13 protein-coding genes are annotated in these 15,291 nt (G+C 70.2%); 10 read left to right on the forward strand and 3 right to left on the reverse strand.

The features are described 5' to 3' along the window. Positions 1-7: 7 nt before the first annotated feature. On the forward strand, positions 8-1,501 hold the full coding sequence (lysX, locus tag C2865_RS05555; protein ID WP_106397149.1) for a bifunctional lysylphosphatidylglycerol synthetase/lysine--tRNA ligase LysX: 1,494 nt from the start codon (positions 8-10) through the stop codon (positions 1,499-1,501). A 94-nt stretch (positions 1,502-1,595) separates the two neighbouring features. Here lysX and C2865_RS05560 read toward each other — a convergent pair whose 3' ends face one another. Next, positions 1,596-2,579 (reverse strand): LacI family DNA-binding transcriptional regulator, encoded by a 984-nt coding sequence (locus C2865_RS05560; protein WP_106397150.1) that lies wholly within the window; start codon positions 2,577-2,579, stop codon positions 1,596-1,598. A 373-nt stretch (positions 2,580-2,952) separates the two neighbouring features. Between C2865_RS05560 and C2865_RS05565 the strand changes: the two genes are divergently transcribed. Next, positions 2,953-3,183 carry a LuxR family transcriptional regulator gene (locus C2865_RS05565; protein WP_106397151.1) on the forward strand — a complete coding sequence of 77 codons (231 nt, stop codon included), beginning with the start codon at positions 2,953-2,955 and terminating at the stop codon, positions 3,181-3,183. Between the two features lie 111 nt (positions 3,184-3,294). Here C2865_RS05565 and C2865_RS05570 read toward each other — a convergent pair whose 3' ends face one another. After that, on the reverse strand, positions 3,295-4,233 hold the full coding sequence (locus C2865_RS05570; RefSeq protein ID WP_232835375.1) for a C40 family peptidase: 939 nt from the start codon (positions 4,231-4,233) through the stop codon (positions 3,295-3,297). Between the two features lie 190 nt (positions 4,234-4,423). Here C2865_RS05570 and C2865_RS05575 point away from each other — a divergent pair, with 190 nt between their 5' ends. The 5 genes from C2865_RS05575 (at position 4,424) to C2865_RS05595 (ending at position 10,629) form a co-directional block, all read left to right on the forward strand. Continuing rightward, positions 4,424-4,936: an amino-acid N-acetyltransferase gene (locus C2865_RS05575; protein WP_198652938.1), complete on the forward strand. Its 513-nt coding sequence runs from the start codon at positions 4,424-4,426 to the stop codon at positions 4,934-4,936. Positions 4,937-4,943: 7 nt separating this feature from the next. After that, positions 4,944-5,717, forward strand: coding sequence for an RDD family protein (locus C2865_RS41320; protein WP_106397153.1), 774 nt, complete (start codon positions 4,944-4,946; stop codon positions 5,715-5,717). Between the two features lie 466 nt (positions 5,718-6,183). Beyond that, positions 6,184-6,516 carry a histone-like nucleoid-structuring protein Lsr2 gene (locus C2865_RS05585; protein WP_106397154.1) on the forward strand — a complete coding sequence of 111 codons (333 nt, stop codon included), beginning with the start codon at positions 6,184-6,186 and terminating at the stop codon, positions 6,514-6,516. A 272-nt stretch (positions 6,517-6,788) separates the two neighbouring features. Then, positions 6,789-9,302 carry an ATP-dependent Clp protease ATP-binding subunit gene (locus C2865_RS05590; RefSeq protein ID WP_106397155.1) on the forward strand — a complete coding sequence of 838 codons (2,514 nt, stop codon included), beginning with the start codon at positions 6,789-6,791 and terminating at the stop codon, positions 9,300-9,302. A 184-nt stretch (positions 9,303-9,486) separates the two neighbouring features. Next, a complete protein-coding gene (locus C2865_RS05595) occupies positions 9,487-10,629 on the forward strand; it encodes a ScyD/ScyE family protein (RefSeq protein WP_106397156.1) in 1,143 nt (380 codons plus the stop codon). A 45-nt stretch (positions 10,630-10,674) separates the two neighbouring features. On the opposite strand, the gene C2865_RS05600 is transcribed toward C2865_RS05595, so the two are convergent. After that, entirely contained in the window at positions 10,675-11,550 is an 876-nt protein-coding gene (locus tag C2865_RS05600; RefSeq protein ID WP_106397157.1) for an HhH-GPD family protein, read from the reverse strand. Positions 11,551-11,617: 67 nt separating this feature from the next. On the opposite strand from C2865_RS05600, the gene C2865_RS05610 reads away from it, so the two are divergent. From C2865_RS05610 to disA, 3 genes are all read left to right on the forward strand, one after another. Continuing rightward, entirely contained in the window at positions 11,618-12,319 is a 702-nt protein-coding gene (locus C2865_RS05610; RefSeq protein ID WP_232835377.1) for a hypothetical protein, read from the forward strand. 47 nt (positions 12,320-12,366) lie between these two features. Then, complete coding sequence (radA, locus tag C2865_RS05615) at positions 12,367-13,761, forward strand: DNA repair protein RadA (RefSeq protein WP_106397160.1); 1,395 nt, start codon at positions 12,367-12,369, stop codon at positions 13,759-13,761. A 409-nt stretch (positions 13,762-14,170) separates the two neighbouring features. Next, positions 14,171-15,241, forward strand: a complete 1,071-nt coding sequence (disA, locus tag C2865_RS05620; RefSeq protein ID WP_106397161.1) for a DNA integrity scanning diadenylate cyclase DisA — start codon at positions 14,171-14,173, stop codon at positions 15,239-15,241. The last annotated feature ends 50 nt before the right edge of the window (positions 15,242-15,291 follow it).

A 15,291-nucleotide genomic window follows, 5' to 3' on the forward strand; every position in this document is an offset into this window, starting at 1 on the left:
TGACAGCGTGAGCGAAAATGTCTACGACGACGCCCCGGAGCAGATGCGCGTCCGCCTGGACAAGGTGGCACGGCTCCGGGAGAGCGGCATCGACCCCTATCCGGTGAACTTCCCGCGGACCCACACCATCGCCGAGGTCCGTGAGAAATATCCCGACCTCGAGCCGGGAACCGAGACGGGGGAGAAAGTCGCCGTCGCGGGCCGGGTCATGCTCTCCCGCGTCGGCGGCAAGCTGTGCTTCGCCACCCTGAAGGACGGCACCGCCGAGATCCAGGTCATGGTCTCCCTGGCCGGGGTCGGCGAGGAGTCCCTGGCCGCCTGGAAGCACGACGTCGACCTCGGCGACCACGTCGGCGTCACCGGCGAGGTCATCACGTCCCGCCGCGGCGAGCTGTCGATCATGGCCGAGAGCTGGGCGATCACCTCCAAGTGCCTGCGCCCGCTGCCGGAGAAGCACGCCGGGCTCACCGACCCCGAGGCGCGGGTGCGGTACCGCTACGTCGACCTCATCGTCAACGACGAGGCGCGCCGGATGGCGCGCCTGCGCAGCGACACCGTGCGCGCCGTCCGCGACTTCTGGCACGAGGAGGGCTACCTCGAGGTCGAGACGCCGATGCTGCAGCCGATCCACGGCGGCGCGACGGCCCGGCCGTTCAAGACGCACATCAACGCCTACGGCATGGAGCTCTATCTGCGCATCGCGATCGAGCTCTACCTCAAGCGGCTGGTCGTGGGCGGCGTCGACAAGGTCTTCGAGATGAACCGCAACTTCCGCAACGAGGGCGCGGACTCGACGCACAACCCCGAGTTCACCATGCTCGAGGCCTACGGCACCTACCTCGACTACAACGACATGGCCGACCTCACCCAGCGCATGTACCAGAAGGCCGTGGTGGCCGCGCTGGGCGGCACGGTGGTGGTGCACGAGGGCGAGGAGTACGACCTCGGCCTGAAGGAGTGGCCGCGCGTCACGCTGTACGGCGCGGTGTCGGAGGCGGTGGGGGAGGAGATCACCCCGCACACCCCGATCGAGGCCGTGCGCAAGCTCGCGGACGCCCGCGAGGTGCACTGGGACCCCAAGTGGGGCCAGGGCAAGGTGGTGCAGGAGCTGTTCGAGGAGCTCGTCGAGCACACCCTCAAGCAGCCGACGTTCGTCATGGACTACCCGCTGGAGACGTCCCCGCTCACCCGCGAGCACCGCGAGGAGCCGCTGCTGACCGAGAAGTGGGACCTCATCGGCTTCGGCACCGAGCTGGGCACCGCCTACTCGGAGCTGGTCGACCCGGTCGAGCAGCGCCGCAGGCTCACCGAGCAGTCGCTGCTGGCCGCCGGCGGCGACCCGGAGGCGATGCAGCTGGACGAGGACTTCCTGCGCGCCCTGGAGTACGCGATGCCGCCGACCGGCGGCATGGGCGCGGGCATCGACCGGATGATCATGGCCTTCACGGGGAAGAACATCCGCGAGACCATCCTCTTCCCGCTGGTGAAGCCGGGTTCCTGATCCCGTGCCCCGCCGAGGCGCGCCGCCTGCGCGCCTCGGCGGGCCGGCTCGGCGGTGCGCCGCGCCCGGCCCGCGGGCATGCCGGCCGCCCGGTTCAGGAGGCGGACTCCCGGACGACGAGTTCGGGGGTCAGCGTGACGTGCCGCCCCTCGGTGTCGTCCAGGAGGAGTTCCGCCGCGGCGGCGCCCAGCTCGTTGCGGGGCTGGCGCACGGTCGTGAGCGGCACGACGCAGGTGGCCGCCGGGACGATGTCGTCGTAGCCGACGACCGCGACGTCCTGCGGGATCTTCACCCCGTTGCGGGTGAGCTCGTTGATGAGCCCGATGGCCAGCAGGTCGTTGACGCAGAAGATGCCCGTGGGGAGCGTTCCAAACTCCAGAAGCCGTCGTGCCGCGCGCTGCCCCGCCGCCGGTGTGGGCTCAGGCTCCGCGATGGTGAGCACCTGCTCGGGCGCGTACCCGGCCTGGCCCAGGGACTGCAGCGCGCCGCCGCGCCGCCGCCGTACCGTCGGCGACTCGGGCTCGGTGGTGACGAACGCGATGTCGTGCCGGCCGAGCTCGACGAGGTGGCGCGTGGCGAGCCTGCCGCCCTGCAGGTGGTCGACGCCCACCGAGGACGCGACCGACCCGGTCGCCCTGCGGTCGACCAGCACCGTGCGGATGTCACGGGCGCGCAGCCGGGCGATGCGGTCGGAGTCCAGCGCGACGGGGGTGACGATGACGCCGGAGACGCCCTGCTGCTCCAGGAAGTCCAGCCGCCGCCGCTCCTTCTCCGGGTCCCCGTCGCTGGTGCACCAGATGAGGTCGTAGCCGCCGGCGTCGCAGGCGCGTTCGGCGCCCCGGACGAGGTCGGCGAAGTAGGGGTCGGCGAGGTCCTCGACGATCACTCCCAGTGTCCGCCCTGAGCCCTTGCGCAGGGTGCGCGCGGCCTCGTTGCGCACGAAGCCGAGCTCCTCGATGGCGGCGAGCACCCGGACACGGGTGGCTTCGGCCACGACGTCTGGCCGATTTAGGACATTCGAAACGGTCCCAACTGAAACTCCCGCGCGGCGTGCTACCTCCCGGATGCTGGCTCGCATCAGTCCACTCCCCCCCGGGTCGGGATGTGTTGTCGCAGGTTAACGGCTTTCGGGCGTGAACCGCGCCACGGCGGCGGCACGAAACGTGATTCAGGGGTCACTTTTTGCGCTCTCGGAGAGCTTGACGGTCCGCATCCGGCCGCCTAGCGTTCCGGGTCGTAGGGAGTTTGAAACGATTCATGGACCGGAGAGGGGAAGGCTGCAACCGATGACCCTTCTCTCGAGCCGACGTTACTCAGCGTTCCCCGCGAACGGCACTCGAACGACGTATCGGCCGAGTCCGGCCACCGACGGACAGTAGTACGGGACCCATTGCCCACAGCAGCGCAAGCTGCGCCCCCGCGGTCAGCACCAGCGACGAGGGAGGAATGGAGTGGATCAGGGCACACTCGCGCGCCGGGCCTTCGACGAACCCCGGCTGAACGAGGATGAACTGAAGTTGCTGGCGCAGATCGCCAGCGGCGTGACCGCCGACGTTGCGGCCCGGAAACTCGAACTCAGCGCGCGCACCCTGCGACGCCGGCTTCGGGCCATCTGCGACCGCCTCGACGTCAACACCCCCATCGAAGCCGTCGTGTGGGCGGCTCGCAGACAACTCATCTAGAACGACCGCGGAACGGGCGATCCGGTGATCCCGGTGCCCCCGGCGAACACCGCCGTCATGGAAGCCCCGGCCTCCGTGGCGGCGTTCTCCTTGTCCGGCGCGGGAACGGCCTCAGGCCACCCGTACGCCGCCCGCGAAGGGGCGGCCGTCGATCGGGGCTATCTTCACCACGTCGCCCGTCTGGGGGGCGTGCACCATCTGCCCGTCTCCGATGTAGAGGCCGACGTGGTGCAGGTCGCTGTAGAAGAAGACGAGGTCGCCCGGCTGCAGCTCGGAGCGGTCGATGTGCGCGCCGGCGTTCCACTGGCTGCCGGTGTAGTGCGGCAGGTGGATGCCGACCTTGGCGTAGGCCCACATGGTCAGTCCCGAGCAGTCGTAGCTGTCGGGCCCGTCGGCGCCCCAGACATAGGGCTTGCCGAGCTGGGTGAGCGCCAGCCGCAGCGCCTCGGCGGCCTTGCCCGCGCCGGGGACCGGCGGGATGTCGACGATCTTCTTGGGGTTCTTCCGGACTATTCTGTCGCGGATCTGGGTGTAGTCCTTCTTGAGCTTGCGCTGCCGCTCGGTCAGCTCGGTGTTGAGCCGGCGGACCTGGCCGGCCCGGTCGTCGGCCGCCTTCTTGGCGCGCTGCGCCGACTGCATGGCGGCCAGCAGCTCGTTCACCTTGGTGCCGTTCTGGGAGGCGAAGAAGCTGAGCGTGGAGGTGCGGTCCAGGAACTGCTGCGGCTGGTCGGAGGTGGCCAGCACGAGCGCCTGGTCGGTGCCGCCCAGCATGTAGCTGGTGGCGGCCAGCCCGCTCACCTCCTGCGCCACGACGTCCAGCTCCTTCTGCTGGCGCGTGGCGTTGTCGGAGGCGACCTTGGCGGCGCGCTCGGCCTGCTTCAGCTTGACCTTGAGCCCGTTGATCTGCTCACTGACCTTCTCGAGCTCCTCGTGAATGGACTCGATCCGCTTCATCGGATCGGGCTCGGCGTACGCGACGCCGGGAACGGCGACGACGGCGGCGGCGACACCGCAGGCCAGGGCCAGCAGACGATGATGGGGGCGCTTCACGGGCTTTCCTCTCCTCGGCCGCCCACCGGATCAGCTGTGGGGTGGAGGCCGGAGCAGCAGATGCGAACCACTGCCGATGCTCAGCGCAGGAGACTAACGAAGTCTGTCGTCCATGCCAACCGCGGCCGCTGATTCCGCAGGTCGTTCCCGGTCCGCCGAGGGGCCCGGTGCCACTAGTCTCAAGCCCATTATGGAGTTGACGATCCGGCGGGCGCGTACGCCCGATGTCCGTGACATCCGGTGCCTCGTCGACACGTACGGCGGCCCCGGACGGCGTCTTCTGGAGAAGAGCACCGTGAACCTCTACGAGGACGTCCAGGAGTTCTGGGTGGCCGACGCCCCGGAACTCGGGGGAATCATCGGATGCGGTGCCCTCCATGTGATGTGGGAGGACCTCGCGGAGGTCCGCACCGTTGCCATCGATCCGGAATGCCGGGGTATGGGCATCGGCCACCAGATCGTCGACAGGCTTCTGTCCACGGCGCGAGAACTGGGTGTGCGGCGGGTTTTCTGCCTTACCTTCGAGGTGGAGTTCTTCGCGCGTCACGGTTTCCGAGAGATCCAGGGCACTCCGGTGGCGCACGCCGTCTATGAAGAGCTCCTGCGGTCCTATGACGACGGGATCGCGGAGTTCCTCGACCTGGATCGGGTGAAGCCCAACACACTGGGAAACACGCGGATGTTGCTCCGCTTGGAGGAATGACGACATCATGACCGAACCCCCCAACCCGTACGGTCCGCGTTCGGGCGGCGGATATGGTCCGCCCCCGCCCTCGCAAGGCCCTTACGGAGCTCCTCGCCCGCCGCAACAGCCCGGGTATGGTCCGCCAGGTCCTGGATATGGCGGAGAGCAGGGATATGGCCAGCCGCAGTCGGGATATCCCGGTCCTGCGGAAGAGCCGCGGCGGACTTACCCTTCTTCCGGGCCCAGCGGTCCGCATCCGGCGGAGAACCTTCCGCTGGCCGCATTCAAGCAGCGCGCGTTCGCCCGGCTCATCGACGCGGGCCTGGTGTGGGTGGCCGGTTTCGCACTGGTCTTCCCGATCGTTCTGGCCGCCATCGGCGTCAACAAGGACGAGGACGGCGGGTGGTCGACCCCCGTCCTGTGGACGACGTTCATCGTGGTGGCGGTGCTGCCGTTCGTCTACGAGGCGGTCCAGCTCGCCCTGTGGGGCCGCACGCTCGGCAAGCGGCAGATCGGCCTGCGGGTCGTGCTGGCCGATCCGGCGGGGGACCCGCTGCCCATCATGACGGCGCTATGGCGCGCGGCCGTCAACAATCTCGGCTACATGCTGGGTGTTTTTCTGTTCCTGCTGCTGGGCGTGAAGGTCTGGGCCTTCTTCCTCTTCTTCATGTTCGTCGCGGCGGCCGGGGTGCTCATGGCCTACTTGTGGGCGATCTGGGACCGTCCCCTCTTCCAGGCGATCCACGACCGTTACGCCGGAACCGTCGTGGTGGACGACCATGCGGAGTGGAACCCATAGCGCTTCGGCGCCCTTGCGAGAGCTTCATCACAGGTACTCGCGACAAGGCCCTTCGGGATCGTCTCCGGAGGGCCTTCGCCGTGGGCATAGTCTTGCGACTGAGAAGGTAGATGTCCGTAGGGCCCCCAAGATCACGCAATTCTCACCTTATCTCCCCTTTATAGGGGATGTCTCCTGAGGTGACGTTGCTGTTGGGTTATCGGGGGACATGGGGGCTGGAATCGGTCCGCTATGCAAGATCGACTTCAGTGTTCGATGGGGATCCTATGAATCTCGCCCCGGATTTCGGCCGCCGGAGCCGATTACCGTGTGTTACGCGGTCGGCGCGTTACCGGACCACCGCAGAAGCCGGGAGAAATCTTCGCGCGGCTCGAATTGTCAAGTGCTGACGGCGGGTATATGTTTAGGAACCGAATGGAGTTTGCCGGGGCCTCCCGGCACTGACACTTGCGGAAAGGCCAGCCCCATGGCACGCGAAACTATTGTTCGTCTGGTCGACGATCTCGACGGCGGCGCGGCGGACGAGACCGTGTCGTTCTCGTTCGATGGTGTGGCCTATGAGATCGACCTCAGCTCGGAGAACGCCAAGAAGCTGCGTGATTCGCTGATCCCCTTCATCGAGCACTCGCGCCGCGCCGGTTCGGCCAAGCGCGGCCGGACGGGCACCGCCAAGCGCGGCGCCTCCAACCGTGAGCGCAGCGCGGACATCCGTGCCTGGGCCAAGGGTCAGGGCATCAAGGTGAATGAGCGCGGTCGCATTCCCGCCTCGGTCGTCGAGCAGTACGACGCCGCCCACTGACGCGGCTCCGCCCGTGCGAACGGCCCGCCTCTGGAACCCGAGGCGGGCCGTTCGCTTCTGGCGTATCGAAAAAATCGGTCATCTCGGGATCTCGTGCGTCTATGCGGGTAGCAGGGGGGAATGGCGGTTCCAGAGCCGTGGTGGTTCGTTCGCCTGTGGCGTATCGGGAACATCGCATGGCGAACCGGTAGTTGGATGAGGATGAACAGCCTCGGCTCTGGGAAGGTCTTCACCTGATGGCCTCCTGCGGGGCGGTGTGAGGGAGCGACGAGATGTTCGAAAGGTTCACCGACCGTGCGCGGCGGGTGGTCGTCCTGGCCCAGGAAGAGGCCAGGATGCTCAACCACAACTACATCGGCACTGAGCACATCCTCCTGGGGTTGATCCACGAGGGTGAGGGTGTCGCCGCAAAGGCCCTTGAGAGCCTGGGGATCAGTCTCGAAGCGGTGCGCCAGCAGGTCGAGGAGATCATCGGCCAGGGTCAGCAGGCGCCGTCGGGGCACATCCCCTTCACCCCGCGTGCCAAGAAGGTGCTCGAGCTGTCACTGCGCGAGGCGCTGCAGCTGGGCCACAACTACATCGGCACCGAGCACATCCTGCTCGGGCTGATCCGCGAGGGCGAGGGAGTCGCCGCGCAGGTGCTGGTGAAGCTGGGAGCGGACCTCAACCGGGTCCGCCAGCAGGTGATCCAGTTGCTCCACGGCTACCAGGGCAAGGAGCCGGCCGCGTCCGGCGCGGCGTCGGAGTCCGCTCCCTCCACATCGCTCGTGCTCGACCAGTTCGGCCGCAACCTGACCCAGGCCGCCCGCGAGGGCAAGCTGGACCCGGTGATCGGGCGCGACAAGGAGATCGAGCGGGTCATGCAGGTATTGTCCCGCCGCACCAAGAACAACCCGGTGCTGGTGGGCGAGCCCGGCGTCGGCAAGACCGCCGTGGTCGAGGGCCTGTCCCAGAAGATCGTCAAGGGCGAGGTTCCCGAGACGCTCAAGGACAAGCAGCTCTACACGCTGGACCTCGGCGCGCTGGTCGCCGGCTCCCGCTACCGCGGTGACTTCGAGGAGCGCCTGAAGAAGGTCCTCAAGGAGATCCGCACCCGCGGCGACATCATCCTGTTCATCGACGAGCTGCACACCCTGGTGGGCGCGGGCGCCGCCGAGGGCGCGATCGACGCCGCCAGCATCCTCAAGCCGATGCTGGCCCGCGGCGAGCTGCAGACCATCGGCGCCACCACCCTGGACGAGTACCGCAAGCACCTGGAGAAGGACGCGGCCCTGGAGCGCCGCTTCCAGCCCATCCAGGTCGCCGAGCCGTCCCTGTCGCACACCATCGAGATCCTCAAGGGCCTGCGCGACCGCTACGAGGCCCACCACCGGGTCTCGATCACCGACGGCGCGCTGGTGGCCGCCGCGCAGCTGGCCGACCGCTACATCAGCGACCGGTTCCTGCCGGACAAGGCGATCGACCTCATCGACGAGGCCGGCTCGCGCATGCGCATCCGCCGGATGACCGCGCCGCCGGACCTGCGCGAGTACGACGAGAAGATCGCCGACGTGCGCCGCGAGAAGGAGAGCGCGATCGACGCGCAGGACTTCGAGAAGGCCGCCGCGCTGCGCGACAAGGAGAAGCAGCTCCTCGCCGCCAAGTCCCAGCGCGAGAAGGAGTGGAAGGCCGGCGACATGGACGTCGTCGCCGAGGTCACCGAGGAGCTCATCGCCGAGGTCCTGGCCACGGCCACCGGCATCCCGGTCTTCAAGCTGACCGAGGAGGAGACCACCCGCCTGCTGCGCATGGAGGACGAGCTCCACCGCCGGGTCATCGGCCAGGAGGACGCCATCAAGGCGCTCTCCCAGTCGATCCGCCGCACCCGCGCCGGCCTGAAGGACCCCAAGCGCCCCGGCGGCTCGTTCATCTTCGCCGGCCCGTCCGGCGTCGGTAAGACCGAGCTGTCCAAGACGCTGGCGGAGTTCCTGTTCGGCGACGAGGACGCGCTGATCGCCCTCGACATGTCCGAGTTCATGGAGAAGCACACCGTCTCGCGGCTGTTCGGCTCGCCTCCCGGCTACGTCGGGTACGAGGAGGGCGGCCAGCTGACCGAGAAGGTGCGCCGCAAGCCGTTCTCGGTCGTGCTGTTCGACGAGATCGAGAAGGCGCACCCGGACATCTTCAACTCGCTGCTGCAGATCCTGGAGGACGGTCGCCTGACCGACGCCCAGGGCCGGGTCGTGGACTTCAAGAACACCGTCATCATCATGACGACCAACCTCGGCACCCGGGACATCTCCAAGGGCCTGTCCATCGGCTTCGGCCGCGCGGACGACGCCAAGGGCGACTACGAGCGGATGAAGGCCAAGGTCGGCGAGGAGCTCAAGCAGCACTTCCGCCCCGAGTTCCTCAACCGCGTCGACGACATCGTGGTCTTCCACCAGCTCACCCCGAAGGAGATCATCCAGATCGTCGACCTCATGGTCGCCCGCCTGGACGAGCGCCTGCGCGACCGCGACATGGGCATCGAGCTCAAGCAGCCCGCCAAGGACCTGCTGGCCGAGCGGGGCTACGACCCCGTGCTGGGCGCCCGGCCGCTGCGCCGGACCATCCAGCGGGAGATCGAGGACGCCCTGTCCGAGAAGATCCTGTACGGCGAGCTCCAGGCCGGCCAGATCGTCGTGGTCGACGTCGAGGGCGAGGGCGAGAACGCCAAGTTCACCTTCAAGGGCATGCCCAAGCCGTCCTCGGTGCCGGACGTGGCCGAGATCGGCGCCTCCTCGCTGAACCTGAAGAAGGACTGACGGTCCGCCGGTTCGCGCCGGACCGCTGAAAGGCCCGCACTCCCGGTGAGTGCGGGCCTTTCGCGTGCGCGGATGTCCCGGCTCCCGCGGCCGGTACCCAGGGACATCGGGCCCATGCTCACGGGACGCCGGGACTGGCAGGCTCAGCCGGGGGTCATTCGGGGCGACCGGACGAGGAGAACGTATGCGTAAGGCAGTGGCGGTGATGGCCGCGGGCGTGCTGGCCGCCGGGTTGGTGCCCGCGTCGGCCGAGGCGGCGCCGAGGGTGAAGGTGGTGGCCAAGGGGCTCGACAATCCGCGGGGGCTGGTGGTCGGCCGCGACGGGACCGTCTACGTGGCCGAGTCCGGCGACGCCGGGTCCCGGTGCGCGGGGACGGGTGAGGCCAGGATGTGCCTGGGGCGCACCGGCGCGGTCACCGCGATCAAGAACGGCCGCAAGAAGCGGCTCCACACGGGCCTGCCCTCCCTGGGGCTGCGCAACTCCTCCGCGTCGGGGCCCCAGGACCTGGCCTTCGACTCCCGGGGGCGGCTGCGGCTGCTGCTGGGCGGCATGTCGCGGGCCGAGCTGAAGAAGTTCGGTCCGGGCGCCAGGAGGCTCGGCACGGTCGTCTCGCTGCCCGGCCGCAAGGTGCTGGCGGACCTGGCGGCCTTCGAGGCGAAGAAGAACCCGGACGGGACGCCGCCCGCGATGGACGGGCTGAACAGCAACCCGCAGTCCTTCGTGATCAACAGGGACGGGAGCATGGTCGTGGCGGACGGCGGCGCCAACGACGTCCTGCACATCTCCAGGAAGGGCAGGGTGCGGCTGCTGGCGCTGCTGCCGCCGCAGTGCGCGAAGCTCCCGGAGGGCTTCCCGGCGGACCAGGCCCCGCCGCCCGGCGACTGCGCCGAGGGCGAGGTGCCGGCCGAGTCGGTGCCGACCTCGGTCGTGAGGGGCCCCGACGGCGCCTACTACGTGGGCGAGCTGACCGGTTTCCCGTTCGCCGCGGGTTCGGCCCGGATCTGGCGGGTCACCGAGTCCGGCAGGAGCAAGGTCGTGGCGACCGGCTTCACCAACATCATCGACCTCGCCTTCGACCGGAGGGGGAACCTGCTGGTCCTGGAGATCAGCCACAAGGGGATGATGTCGGGCAGCACCCAGGGCGCCCTGATCCGCCTGTCCAAGGGCGGGAAGAAGACCGTGCTGCTCGGCGGGCGGCTGGTGGGTCCCACGGGCCTGGCGGTGACCAGGGACGGCCGCTACGCCTACATCAGCAACGCGGGGGTCCCCGGCCAGGAGGGCGGCGGCAAGCCGCACAGGGGCCAGGTGCTGCGCTACCGGCTCTGATCTGGACGCGGTGGCCCCGCCGGCGCGGGCGGGGCCGCCGCACTCTCAGCGGGGGAGCGCGTAGCGCCCGTCCTCCAGCGGGTCGACGAGCCCGTCGGCGATCAGGCCGTCCAGGGCGCGCTCCCGCTGGACGGCGTCGGACCACACGACGTCCAGGGCGGGCTTGTCCACCGGGCCGCTGGCCTCCCGCAGCACGGCCAGGAGGCGCCCCCGGCACTGCCGGTCGGTGCCCGCGTAGGTCTGGCCGCGGCGGGGCGGGCCGTCGTAGGGCGGTCTGCCGTCCAGGTACCAGGTGCACTGGTCGACGACGGGGCAGTCGGCGCAGCGGGGGGAGCGGGCCGTGCAGACCAGGGCGCCCAGCTCCATGACGGCCACGGCCCAGGTGGCGGCGGTCTCCGGCTCCGCGGGCAGCAGGGACTCGGCCAGTTTCGTCTCGGCCCGGGTGGCGGCCTTGGGCGGGTACTCCACGCCGGTCCGCAGCCGGGCCAGGACGCGGCGCACGTTGGTGTCCAGCACGGCGTGCCGCTGCCGGAAGGCGAAGCTGGCGACGGCCGCGGCGGTGTAGGAGCCGACCCCGGGCAGGGCGAGCAGGGTGTCGTGGTCGTCGGGGACCTCGCCGCCGTGCCGCTCGGTGATCGCCACGGCGCAGGCGTGCAGGCGCAGGGCGCGGCGCGGGTAGCCGAGCCTGCCCCAGGCGCGCACGGCCTCTCCGGACGGCTCGGCGGCCAGGGCGGCGGGGGTGGGCCAGCGGTCCATCCACTCCCGCCATACCGGGAGGACCCGGACGACCGGGGTCTGCTGCAGCATCAGCTCGCTGACCAGGATCGACCAGGGGGAGGCGGTCGGCTCCCGCCACGGGAGATCGCGGGCGTTCGCCGCGTACCACTGCAAGACGGATTCGGTGGGCATCTGGGAGGACATCGGCGCCAGCTTAAGGCTTTCGCGTGTCGCTCGGGGAACACGAAGATCAGAAAAGCATACTGTCCGCATGGATTCGGCCACGGTACGTCATGACGACGAGGGCGACGAGGAGTACCAGGAGGCCTACTGGCGCCGCAGGGCGATCGCGCTCGGCGCGGTCGTGCTGGTCGTCGGCGGCCTGGCCTGGAGCTGCTCGGCGGGCGGCGGCGAGCAGGCTCCCGCCGCCGCGAAGAAGACCGCGGCGGCGAGCCCGTCGCCCACGGTCTCCGGCGGCGGGAGCGGCAGCGGGACCCTGGCGATCCCGACGGTCATGGTGACGGTCACCCAGACCGCGACGGTCGCCGCGCCGCGCCGCCCGGGGGACGCCTGCGCGCCCCGCGACGTGGTGGTCACCCTCACCCCGGTCGCGCCGGAGTTCGGCCCGGGCGTGGCGCCGTCCTTCACCCTGACCGTGGTCAACACCGGGAAGATCGACTGCACCTTCGACGTCGGCGCGCAGAAGCTGGTGACGCGGATCAAGTCGGGGTCGGACCGGATCTGGACCTCGGCGCACTGCGACGACACCGCGGGCTCGTCCATCCAGCGGCTGCGCAGGGGCGTCCCCCACACCGGGGTGCTCGTCTGGGACCGGCGCCGCAGCGACAAGGGCTGCGACGGGCCGCGGACCAAGGCGCTGCCGGGCACCTACGTGATCCAGGCCGAAGGCGGCGGGGTGCGGACGGACAAGGGCGTGTTCGAACTCGCCGAGGGCGGCCGCGGCAGGGGCTGACGGCGGCCGGCGCGCTTTTGTCGGTGCCGCGCCCTAGGGTGCTGACCATGGCCAAAGCAGTGAAACCCGCCTACAGGTGCGGCGAGTGCGGTTGGCAGACCGCCAAGTGGGTGGGCCGGTGCGGCGAGTGCCAGGCCTGGGGCACCGTCGCGGAGGCGGGCGCGGCGACCCCGCCCCGGGTGGTGACCGCGGGGCCGGTGAGCTCGCCGGCGCGGCCGATCGGCGAGGTGGACGTGCGCTCGTCGCACAGCCAGCCGACCGGCATGGACGAGCTCGACCGGGTGCTCGGCGGCGGCCTGGTGCCCGGCGCGGTGCTGCTGATGGCCGGCGAGCCGGGCATCGGCAAGTCCACCCTGCTGCTGGAGGTGGCGGCCCTGGCCGCCGACCGGGGCAAGGTGCTGTACGTCACGGGTGAGGAGTCCGCCGAACAGGTCCGGCTGCGGGCCGACCGGGTCGGCGCGGTGGCCGCGCAGCTCTACCTGGCCGCCGAGACGGACCTGGGCGCGCTGCTGGGCCACGTGGAGACGGTGGAGCCCCTGCTGCTGATCGTCGACTCGATCCAGACGATCGGCTCGGCGGACGCCGACGGGGCGCCCGGCGGCGTCACCCAGATCAGGGAGGTCACCGCCAACCTCATCCGGGTCGCCAAGGAGCGCGGCATCACCGTGGTCCTGGTCGGCCACGTGACCAAGGAGGGCGCGATCGCGGGCCCCCGCCTGCTGGAGCACCTGGTCGACGTGGTCCTGTACTTCGAGGGCGACCGGCACAGCAGGCTGCGGATGATCCGCGCGGTGAAGAACCGCTACGGGCCGACGGACGAGCTGGGCTGCTTCGACCTCTCGGAGGTCGGGATCGTGGGCCTGGCCGACCCCAGCGGGCTGTTCCTGACCCGCAGGGAGGAGCCGGTGCCGGGCACCTGCGTCACGGTCACCCTGGAGGGCAGGCGCCCGCTGGTGGCCGAGGTGCAGGCGCTGGTGGGCCCGAGCTTCCTGCCCTCGCCCCGGCGGGTCACCTCGGGCCTGGAGACCAGCCGGGTGGCGATGGTGCTGGCGGTGCTGCAGCAGCGCGCCCGGATGAAGATGCACGAGAAGGACATCTACGTCTCGACGGTGGGCGGGGTGCGGCTGACCGAGACGTCGGTGGACCTCGCGGTGGCCCTGGCCGTCGCCGGATCCGACACCGAGCAGCCGCTCTCGCCCACGCTCATCGCGGTCGGCGAGGTCGGCCTCGCCGGCGAGGTGCGCCCCGTCCCCGGCGCCCAGCGCCGCCTGAGCGAGGCCGCCCGGCTGGGCTTCCGCAGCGCGCTCGTCCCCCGCGGCGCCCTGGAGCTGGGCAAGGGCGGCCCCCTGCGGCAGCTGGGCGCGGTGGAGTTCGAGGGCATGAAGGTCATCGAGGTCGACAACCTGGCCGAGGCCACCCGCGTCGCCTTCACCGCTCCCTGAGGCCCCGCGTCGCGCCGGAACCCCGGGGGAGGCCCAGGAATGCCAGGAATGCCATGGAAAGGGCTGAGAAAGGCCTGAGGGCGTGATTCCGGGGGCCGTGCCGTCCGGGGTGGTAAGGGTCCTCTGACTCCCCGGGGAGGGGGTTTCGGGGGCGCGGAAGTGGACGGCCGCGGGTTCCGGGGTATGGGCCCAGGGTGGGTGGGGCTTGTCCCGAGGGAAGGATTCGGCTCCGTGGGGAAAAAGAAGGGAACCGATGGGCCGGATCCGGCGTCGAATCAGAGCGGGAAGCGGCCTCGATAGGCTGTCCGCGCTCTGACGTCCCCTTCGGGAAGGCCTTCGGAAGATCTCCTTCTTCCGGCGGAAGGCCGAGGGCGCACCTTGTTGACGACCGGCGACCTGCGGGGGTCAAGTGCCAGCACAAGAAAAAATCGTCGACGAGAGGCGCCGCGCGACACTGGCGGCGGTGGCTCCGGGGACGGCTCTTCGTGACGGCCTGGAGCGCATCCTGCGCGGCCACACCGGCGGCCTCATCGTCCTGGGCTACGACCGGACCGTGGAGGAGGTGTGCTCGGGGGGCTTCGCCCTGGAGGTGGAGTTCTCCGCGACCCGCCTGCGCGAGCTGGCCAAGATGGACGGCGCGATCGTGCTGGACTCCTCCTGCACGCGCATCGTGCGGGCGGCGGTGCACCTCATGCCCGACCCGACCATCGAGACCGAGGAGTCGGGCACCCGGCACCGCACCGCCGAACGGGTGGCCAAGCAGACCGGCTACCCGGTGATCTCGGTGAGCCAGTCGATGCGGATCATCGCCCTGTACCTGGACGGCCGCTACGTCCTGGAGGACTCGGCGGCGATCCTGTCCAAGGCCAACCAGGCGCTGGCCACGCTGGAGCGCTACAAGCTCCGGCTCGACGAGGTCTCCGGCACCCTGTCGGCGCTGGAGATCGAGGACCTGGTCACCGTCCGCGACGTCACCGCGGTCGTGCAGCGGCTGGAGATGGTGCGCCGGATCGCCGACGAGATCGACGGCTACGTGGTGGAGCTGGGCACCGACGGGCGGCTGCTCTCCCTGCAGCTGGAGGAGCTGGTCTCCGGTGTGGAGGAGGAGCGCGAGCTGATCGTGCGGGACTACCAGCCCAGCGAGCGCCCCACCGAGGAGGTGCTGGCCGCCCTCGACGAGCTGACCACCAACGGCCTGCTGGAGCTGGGCGACGTCGCCCGCACCATGGACTTCAGCGGCGCCGACGCGCTGGACCTGCCGGTGAGCCCCAAGGGCTACCGGCTGCTGGCCAAGGTGCCGCGACTGCCCAACCCGGTGGTGGAGCGGCTGGTGGAGCACTTCGGCGGCCTCCAGAAGCTGCTCGCCGCGACGATAGACGACCTCCAGGCCGTCGGCGGGGTGGGCGAGGCCCGCGCCCGCTCGGTCCGCGAGGGCCTCTCCCGGCTGGCCGAGTCCAGCATCCTGGAACGCTACGTCTGACCGCCGCGAAAGGGCAGGGCCGACGCGGCCGGGCCGCCCGCGGGGCGCGG

It is taken from the genome of Actinocorallia populi, assembly GCF_002995495.1.
Lineage (GTDB): Bacteria > Actinomycetota > Actinomycetes > Streptosporangiales > Streptosporangiaceae > Actinocorallia > Actinocorallia populi.

Excerpts from the sequence above, each read along its gene's own strand:
- C2865_RS05610 (WP_232835377.1), top strand. The coding sequence starts at position 11,618 with ATGGATTCGGCCACGGTACGTCATGACGACGAGGGCGACGAGGAGTAC.
- C2865_RS05585 (WP_106397154.1), top strand. The coding sequence starts at position 6,184 with ATGGCACGCGAAACTATTGTTCGTCTGGTCGACGATCTCGACGGCGGC.
- C2865_RS05560 (WP_106397150.1), bottom strand. The coding sequence starts at position 2,579 with ATGCGAGCCAGCATCCGGGAGGTAGCACGCCGCGCGGGAGTTTCAGTT.
- C2865_RS05595 (WP_106397156.1), top strand. The coding sequence starts at position 9,487 with ATGCGTAAGGCAGTGGCGGTGATGGCCGCGGGCGTGCTGGCCGCCGGG.
- C2865_RS05590 (WP_106397155.1), top strand. The coding sequence starts at position 6,789 with ATGTTCGAAAGGTTCACCGACCGTGCGCGGCGGGTGGTCGTCCTGGCC.
- C2865_RS41320 (WP_106397153.1), top strand. The coding sequence starts at position 4,944 with ATGACCGAACCCCCCAACCCGTACGGTCCGCGTTCGGGCGGCGGATAT.
- C2865_RS05575 (WP_198652938.1), top strand. The coding sequence starts at position 4,424 with ATGGAGTTGACGATCCGGCGGGCGCGTACGCCCGATGTCCGTGACATC.
- radA (WP_106397160.1), top strand. The coding sequence starts at position 12,367 with ATGGCCAAAGCAGTGAAACCCGCCTACAGGTGCGGCGAGTGCGGTTGG.
- C2865_RS05600 (WP_106397157.1), bottom strand. The coding sequence starts at position 11,550 with ATGTCCTCCCAGATGCCCACCGAATCCGTCTTGCAGTGGTACGCGGCG.